The 730-nt window shown below is 64.1% G+C and carries 1 protein-coding gene; it reads right to left on the bottom strand.

Annotated features, from left to right (window positions below):
• Positions 1 to 730, bottom strand: a 730-nt coding sequence (locus tag JHD77_RS32145; RefSeq protein ID WP_199506585.1) for a hemagglutinin repeat-containing protein, incomplete at both ends; no start/stop codon positions are given.

The raw sequence follows: 730 nt of genomic DNA, 5'->3' as shown, positions 1-730 counted from the left end.
TGTTGTCACTGGATACGCCGAATGCCTTGTCCAACTGCGGGCTGACGAGATAAGCCGTGGCCGCTGCGATGGCGTACCCTTTCAGACTGTCAGCGCTGGTGGCCTGTTGCAGCCCCTTGCCAAGGTCACCGCCATTGTTGATGGTGCCAATGGCGAGGTTGCTGGCCATTGCGCCATACACCGGGCCGAGGTAAGCAGCTGCAACGATGGCAATGGCCAGTGACGGCGCAGCCCCCAACCCCGAGTTGCTGTACTTCCAGCTATCGTGCACCTCCTGCACCATGCGCCAGTCCACATCCCCGCGCTGCTCGGCCTCCTTCAGCCACGCCAGTTGCGGATCCGCCTGCACCATCGCGTCGATGGTCTGGCTCACGGTCTTCTGGTCGATATGCTTGAGGTCGATCTTCAGCCCTTCCACGGCCTTGATCGCCAGATTCCCCTGGGCCACGATCTGGCTCTGGCGCACGGTTTCGTCGGTCTGGCCCTTGCCCTTCGACGACTGCCACGCCAGGTCGCCCTTGCTCTTCTCGTGGCTTTCCTGGTGCAGGTCCTTCACCGCCTCGAAGGTCACCGCGCCGCCGCTGACGATGGCCAGGTCGTTGCCCGATTCCAGCTTCGCGCCCTGGTAGGTCTGGTCGCCGCCGCTGAGCAGGGTGAGGTTGCCGCCGCTGCTGATCTGGCTGCCCACCGCCTTGACGTCGGTGACTACGTCGCGCCGGGTTTCCTTGCG

This window comes from Pseudomonas sp. P20 (assembly GCF_016463925.1).
GTDB lineage: Bacteria > Pseudomonadota > Gammaproteobacteria > Pseudomonadales > Pseudomonadaceae > Pseudomonas > Pseudomonas aeruginosa.
The sequence above is the reverse complement of the archived record's forward strand: the minus strand, read 5'-3'. Positions and strand labels throughout refer to the sequence as shown.